General features: G+C 42.1%; 6 protein-coding genes and 1 pseudogene. 1 reads left to right on the plus strand and 6 read right to left on the minus strand.

All coding sequences use genetic code 11. The annotated features are described in order from the left end of the window. Window positions 1-4: 4 nt before the first annotated feature. From brnQ to SORDD15_RS05090, 5 genes are all read right to left on the minus strand, one after another. A complete protein-coding gene (gene brnQ, locus SORDD15_RS05070; protein ID WP_061415061.1) occupies window positions 5-1,330 on the minus strand; it encodes a branched-chain amino acid transport system II carrier protein in 1,326 nt (441 codons plus the stop codon). A 185-nt stretch (window positions 1,331-1,515) separates the two neighbouring features. After that, window positions 1,516-1,803: a rhodanese-like domain-containing protein gene (locus SORDD15_RS05075; protein ID WP_061415064.1), complete on the minus strand. Its 288-nt coding sequence runs from the start codon at window positions 1,801-1,803 to the stop codon at window positions 1,516-1,518. Window positions 1,804-2,056: 253 nt separating this feature from the next. Continuing rightward, the gene (locus tag SORDD15_RS05080) at window positions 2,057-2,635 is read right to left on the minus strand and encodes a uracil-DNA glycosylase family protein (RefSeq protein ID WP_061415689.1); all 579 of its coding nucleotides are present in this window, start codon (window positions 2,633-2,635) and stop codon (window positions 2,057-2,059) included. A 53-nt stretch (window positions 2,636-2,688) separates the two neighbouring features. Further along, complete coding sequence (gene pepV / locus SORDD15_RS05085) at window positions 2,689-4,089, minus strand: dipeptidase PepV (RefSeq protein WP_061415066.1); 1,401 nt, start codon at window positions 4,087-4,089, stop codon at window positions 2,689-2,691. A 12-nt stretch (window positions 4,090-4,101) separates the two neighbouring features. Continuing rightward, window positions 4,102-4,707 (minus strand): nitroreductase family protein, encoded by a 606-nt coding sequence (locus SORDD15_RS05090; protein WP_061415069.1) that lies wholly within the window; start codon window positions 4,705-4,707, stop codon window positions 4,102-4,104. Between the two features lie 312 nt (window positions 4,708-5,019). Between SORDD15_RS05090 and SORDD15_RS05095 the strand changes: the two genes are divergently transcribed. Beyond that, window positions 5,020-5,820, plus strand: coding sequence for an amino acid ABC transporter substrate-binding protein (locus SORDD15_RS05095; RefSeq protein WP_061415072.1), 801 nt, complete (start codon window positions 5,020-5,022; stop codon window positions 5,818-5,820). A gap of 64 nt (window positions 5,821-5,884) precedes the next feature. Here SORDD15_RS05095 and SORDD15_RS05100 read toward each other — a convergent pair. Then, window positions 5,885-6,369 (minus strand): annotated as a pseudogene (locus SORDD15_RS05100) (metallophosphoesterase family protein); the annotation flags it as partial.

The following is a 6,369-nucleotide window of genomic DNA, read 5'->3' on the forward strand; positions in this document are numbered from 1 at the left end:
TTTTTTATTCCATCTCAAAAACGTCACTCTCTTGTTTGTTTGGTAGGACCAATGAAAGCAAGATTCCGATAATAGCTGGCACTAGCCATGGAAGAGAGGCAGCTGCAAAAGGAAGAGCGCTGACAAGATTTGCAAGAAACTCAACCTTAAATGAGCTTCCTAGGACGCTTGCAATGGCAATAGCTGTAACAACAGCAATTGTCAACTGCATACCTGGTTTTGAAAGAGCCACAAATTTGTTCACGATGACAATCATGACAATAGCAATCGTAATTGGGTACAAGATAACCAATACAGGGATTGAGTACTTGATAATCGCATCAAGACCCAAATTGGCAATCGCAAATCCAATCAAGGTAAAGGCTGTCGCATAAACCTTGTAGCTGATTTGCGGGAAGCGTTCATTAAAGAACTCTGCTGTGGACACAATCAGACCAACTGTTGTTGTAAAGCAGGTTACGGTAACCATAGCTGCAAGGAAGAGTTGAGCTGTTGAGCCAAAGATTTCTTGAGTGGCTTGTGACAAGATGTAAACACCTGGTGTTCCACCCTTCATAGCTTCAGCAGGTACTGGGAAATGATTTCCAAGGAAACCTAAACCGATGTAAAGAGCGCTGAAGGCAAGGGCAACAACGATACCAACAACCCAAATAGTTGAAATGTATTCTTTCTTACTTGAAAATCCAAGTTGTTTCAAGGTTTGAACTGCGATTACGCTAAAGGCAACTGAGGCAAGGGCATCCAAGGTATTATAACCTTCTAGGAATCCTGTACCAAAGGCAGAAGCTTGATAAGCAGCTGACGCAGTTTGAGGACTTGTTCCACCGTATTTGAAGGCACCTAGTACAACCAAGATAACGATCAACAAGGCAAAGACTGGCGTTAAAACACGTCCGATTCGATCCAAGATTTTTGATGGATTGAGCGAGATCAAATAAGCTGCTGCAAAATACAGTACAGTAAAAACAATCAAGCCAAGTCCTTTATTGGCATCCGACAAGAGGGGGCTAATCCCGACTTCGTAAGCCGTTGTGGCTGTACGTGGAATGGCAAAGAAGGGACCAATTGATAGATAGAGGACTGCAAGATAAAGTGTCGCAAACCAAGGTGAAATTTTCTTAGAAATCTCGTGAATGTATCCTTTCGGGTTTAGTGTTCCAATAATGAGAGTCAAAACGGCGATACCGACGCCTGAAAAGACAAAACCTGCAATGGCAGGAAGAAAATGTTCTCCAGATAGGGCACCTAGAGAAGGCGGAAAAATCAAGTTCCCCGCACCAAAAAATATTCCAAACAGGAGCAAACCTGTTAGGGCACCTTTTTTAGCCATAAAGAATCTCCTTCATATTTCTAAAATACTGACCTAGTATATCACGAATAAGAGTATGAAAAAAGCATCACGAAGTAAATATTGAATGTTTTCAATATTTTTAAAAATAAGAATTATCTAAAAACAAAATCCCTCACTCAGTTAGAACTGAGCAAGGGAAGATTAGGATCTATCGCAATAGAGGTTTAAAGATTTTCAAAGGCCGTCATTCCACCTTGAACATTGATAACGTCATAACCCTGTTCAGCTAGAAATTGACAAGCACGCGCTGACCTCATCCCAGATTTACAAATGACATAATGCAAGAGGTCCTTGTCCATTTGATCATAGATATCAGCTAATTGACTAAGTGGTAGGTTCTGAGCACCTTCTAAATGAAGCGTCTGGAACTCTTCTGCTTCTCTCACGTCTACTAGAGAAAGCTTCTCATTTTGATAAAGCTGGTAAAATGCATCGAAGGCTATTTCTTTCATTCTTTTTCTCCTAATACTCTTCGAAAATCAAATTTAAACCACATCAGCGTCGCCTTACCGTAGGTATGGTTACTGACTTCGTCAGTTCTATCCACAAACCTCAAAACAGTGTTTTGAGCTGACTTCGTCAGTTCTATCCACAAACCTCAAAACAGTGTTTTGAGCTGACTTCGTCAGTTCTATCTGCAACCTCAAAGCTGTACTTTGAGCAACCTGCAGCTAGCTTCCTAGTTTGCTCTTTGATTTTCATTGGCTATAAAATTGTTTTAATTCTTTTTTTCAAATCTGGCACCACTTCTGTCTCAAACCAAGGATTCTTAGCCATCCAGATTTGATTACGAGGAGAAGGGTGAACTAAAGGAAAATACTCTGGTAAATAGTCTTTGTAGTGTTTTACGCGCTCTGTTACCTTGCCACTAACTTTCTCATGAAGATAGTAGGCTTGGGCATACTGTCCAATCAAGAGAGTTAATCGAATATCGGGCAACTCTTGCAAGAGTTGGGGATGCCATTTTTCGGCAAAACCTTTACGAGGAGGAAGATCTCCTGACTTGCCATGTCCTGGAAAGTAAAAATCCATGGGTAACACCGCAAAATAACCTGAATTGTAAAAAGTATCTTCGTCAACACCTAGCCACTCACGCAAGCGATCGCCGCTCTTATCTTTCCAGTAAAGCCCTGCTTCTTGGGTTTTAAGCCCCGGAGCCTGACCGACAATATTGATGCGAGCTGTCTTTGGCGCTGCAAAGAGAGGTTCGATTCCGCGTTCTGTATAACTGACATTCTGCGGATCCGCCATGATAGCCTGCTTGATTCTTTCGATTTGAGACATCTGTTTTTCCTCCAAAAAGAAGTCCAAGCATAACATCTCAGACTTCTATCGTTTTATTTGATCAATTCATAAATAGCTTCTGCATAGATTGCTGCTGCTCGGAAGAGATCGTCCAAGGCGATAAATTCGTTGGCTTGGTGCATAGTGTCAATTGAGTCTGGGAACATCGCACCGTAGGCAACTCCACGTTCCAGCAAGCGACCAAAAGTACCACCACCGATCACTTGCTCGTGACCTTTAAGACCAGTTTGTTTTTCATAGACATTCAACAAGGTTTGCACAAGCGAATCTTCCATTGGTACATAGTGAGGGGTGTGACCGTGTTCAGAAAGGCTAACAGAAGCAACTGGCAAGTTTTCAAGGATTGACTTAATCTGCTCTGGACTGGTTCCTTTTGGATAACGGAAGTTGAGCGCAATGGTATTATCGCTACTCTTTTCATCAAAGCGGAAGACACCCGCATTCATGGAAAGAGCGCCCATCTTTTCATCCACATGAGCTACTTTCAAGTTTTTACCTTCATGGTCATTCAAGAGAATCTTCCCAGCGATGTCTAGGTAGTCTTTTGCAGGTCCAGCAAAGTCAAACTGGCTGAGGAAAAGGGCAAGGAAGGTCGCACCATTGACACCTGAAGCAGGCATAGCACCATGGGCAGATTTACCAATCACAGTCACCTTGTATTGACCAGCTTCTTCTTGGAGTTCTCCTCTGAGTCTGTGTTTTGAAACAAAGGCATCTAATTTAGCTTGCAAGTCAGCCAAGTCACCTGAAACGACTGCTGTCGCTGACTCAGGTACCATGTTTTCACGTAAACCACCTGTGAAACTGTGAAGACGAGCAGCACCTGTATTTTCACCTGCAAAGTGGAGGTATTCAGTGATGTTTCCTTTTTCACCATTGATGATTGGAAACTCAGCGTCTGGAGAGAAGCCAAAGTCTGGTTTTGCTAGTCCTACATGTTCAAAGTAGTAGTCCATGTCTGCCCAGCCTGATTCTTCGTCTGTTCCGACGATAAAGCGAACTTTCTTAGAAGTTGGAAGGCCCAATTCTTTGATGATTTTCAAACCATAGTAACAAGCTGTTGTAGGCCCCTTGTCGTCTGAAGCTCCACGCGCATAAAGACGACCGTCTTTGATAGTTGGTGTGTAAGGATCTGTGTCCCAACCACTACCAGCTGGCACTACGTCCATGTGAGCAAAGATTCCGAGAACTTCTTCTCCTTCACCAAACTCAAAATGTCCTGCGTAGTTATCAACATTTTTAGTTGGATAGCCATCACGGTCTGCGATTTCAAGGAATTTTTCCAAGGCTTTTACTGGACCAGGTCCAAATGGATGATCAGCATCGGCCTTGCTGTCATCACGTTCTGAGTTAATTTCCAAAAGACTAAACAAGTCAGCCAAGAGGTCTTCTTTGCGTTTTTCTACTTCTGCTGTAAAATCAATTGCTGTCATTTTTTCTTCTTTCTATCTTTTCTCGATGATTTCATCCACTGGCAAGCGGTAGCTTGGTTCCAATTTTTCGTCAGTGTAACCTACCGTAATCAAGAGTTCTGGGCGGAAACGGTCTTCGATGTCCAAAACCTCATTAACTTTTGATTTGTCAAATCCAAGAATAATGTTAGAACCGATTCCCTGGTCTGTCAAAGCCAGAACCAAGTTCATAGCAACCAAACCTGCATTGAGGGCAAGGTAGTCGCTGACTTGTTGTTCACTGTAACGCGCAAACTCGGCAGGCAGATTCTTCATAAAATATTGAAGTTGCTCTTCAGAAAAGTTATTAGCACCACCAACTCGGGCAATCTTACGAGCACGTTTGGCTAGATCTGTATCTGTAAACAAGGCAATGGTTACAGGTGCTGATGATACCTGCTCAAAGTTCGAACCATAAGCCAATTTTGCCAATTCAGCATTTTTCTCACGAACAACCACAAATTTCCAAGGTTGGCTGTTGTGGGCACTTGGGGCCAGGGTTGCGATTTCGATAGCCGTACGCACATCTTTGGGATCTACTGGTTTATCAGTAAAATGCTTAGTCGCATGACGTTTTTTATTTAATTCAAGAAATTTCATAATCGATTTCCTTTTCTAATTCTACTGCTTCCATTTTACCACAATTTGAAAGAGCTTGCAGAGATTTTTCATAGGAATAAGGCCTCCTCTTAGCCAGTGATAGGAATACATTCAGCGAATCTGTCTGTGACGGACAGGAGCTTCCCTCATCAACCAGAAGCATTCTGGTTTAAAGGCTTGGCCGTGCAGACCTGCCCCAATAATTCCCTCTTGATAATTTTTCTTTATCGACGCCATAAAAAATTTATATTGGAAAAGCTTCCTCTTCTCTGATATGCTAGCAATTAGAGCATCATCTTGAAGGAGAATAACATGAAAAAAGCTTTATTAACCCTATTATTAACTCCATTATTGGTTGCTTGCAGTCAGGGAAATTCAACGACTGAACCGTCTACGACCAAAACCATTGTCGTCGCTACCGCGGGGGACATCCCTCCATTTGACTACGAAGAAAATGGAAACCTAACTGGCTATGATGTAGAAGTTTTAAAGGCCATCGATGAAAAATTGCCCAACTATGAGGTACAGTTCCAAAAAACTGCTTGGGAGAGTATTTTCCCAGGAATCGATGCAGGCCGCTACCAAGCAGCTGCTAATAACCTCAGTTACACCAAGGAACGAGCTGAAAAATATCTCTACTCCCTCCCAATTGCTAAAAATCCATTAGTACTGGTCAGCCAAAAATCCCAATCCCTCACCTCACTTGATCAAATCGCTGGAAAAACGACTCAAGACGATACCGGTACATCCACTGCCAAACTGGTAACCGACTGGAATCAAGAGCATGCGAGTACCCCAGCAACTATCGACTATTCTGGTGAGGATGTTGGTAAACGCCTCTTTGATCTGGCCAACGGGGAATTTGATTTCTTGATTTTTGATAAAATTTCAGTTGAAAAGATTATCAAAGATCGGGGACTAGACCTAGCCGTTGTCGAGTTGGAGAGCAGCAACAATCCTAACAACTATATCGTTTTTGGCTCCGACCAAGAGGACTTCAAAAAAGAATTTGACACTGCCTTAAAAGGTCTCTACCAAGATGGAACCTTGGAAAAACTCAGTAATATCTATCTAGGTGGTTCTTACCTTCCAGATCAATCTCAGTTACCATAAGAGATATTAAAAACGATTGGACCAGCCAATCGTTTTTAATTTGTATTGGTTGTTTAGGGAACTCTTACAAAAAATCAAAATACTCCTTCACATCCTCTACATACCCATGCTTTTCAATTAAACTAGTTAAGAGTTCTAGATTGTGCCCCCGATAGTTGTCATCTCGACGTAGTTCTTCATACATTTCGATAAAAGGAAGACCCTTGGACTTAGCCAATTCTAACTCTGCTTCATAGTCATAAGCAACTTTTCGGAATAGAATATTTACCAATTCCCCATCTTCGACCTCTATCACGGCATACTGGGCACGGTGATTTTTTAACGCCTCCCAATTAAAATAGGGCATGCCAATCGACCCTGGATTGATGATTTGTTGTCCTTGACTGCCGTAACGAAGCAACTGCTTGTGGACATGACCATAGACTGCTACGTCCGTTTCCTCATCTAAAAGTTGGTCAAATTTTTCTGTATCATTCCCAACCAACAAGTCACCTCCATAATTTTTGTCAGGTAAATTATGAGAGAGAGAAAAACTCAGTCCCTCAACTG

It is taken from the genome of Streptococcus oralis (genome assembly GCF_001578935.1).
Lineage (GTDB): Bacteria > Bacillota > Bacilli > Lactobacillales > Streptococcaceae > Streptococcus > Streptococcus oralis_R.

Excerpts from the sequence above, each read along its gene's own strand:
- brnQ (WP_061415061.1), bottom strand. The coding sequence starts at position 1,330 with ATGGCTAAAAAAGGTGCCCTAACAGGTTTGCTCCTGTTTGGAATATTT.
- SORDD15_RS05075 (WP_061415064.1), bottom strand. The coding sequence starts at position 1,803 with ATGAAAGAAATAGCCTTCGATGCATTTTACCAGCTTTATCAAAATGAG.
- SORDD15_RS05080 (WP_061415689.1), bottom strand. The coding sequence starts at position 2,635 with ATGTCTCAAATCGAAAGAATCAAGCAGGCTATCATGGCGGATCCGCAG.
- pepV (WP_061415066.1), bottom strand. The coding sequence starts at position 4,089 with ATGACAGCAATTGATTTTACAGCAGAAGTAGAAAAACGCAAAGAAGAC.
- SORDD15_RS05090 (WP_061415069.1), bottom strand. The coding sequence starts at position 4,707 with ATGAAATTTCTTGAATTAAATAAAAAACGTCATGCGACTAAGCATTTT.
- SORDD15_RS05095 (WP_061415072.1), top strand. The coding sequence starts at position 5,020 with ATGAAAAAAGCTTTATTAACCCTATTATTAACTCCATTATTGGTTGCT.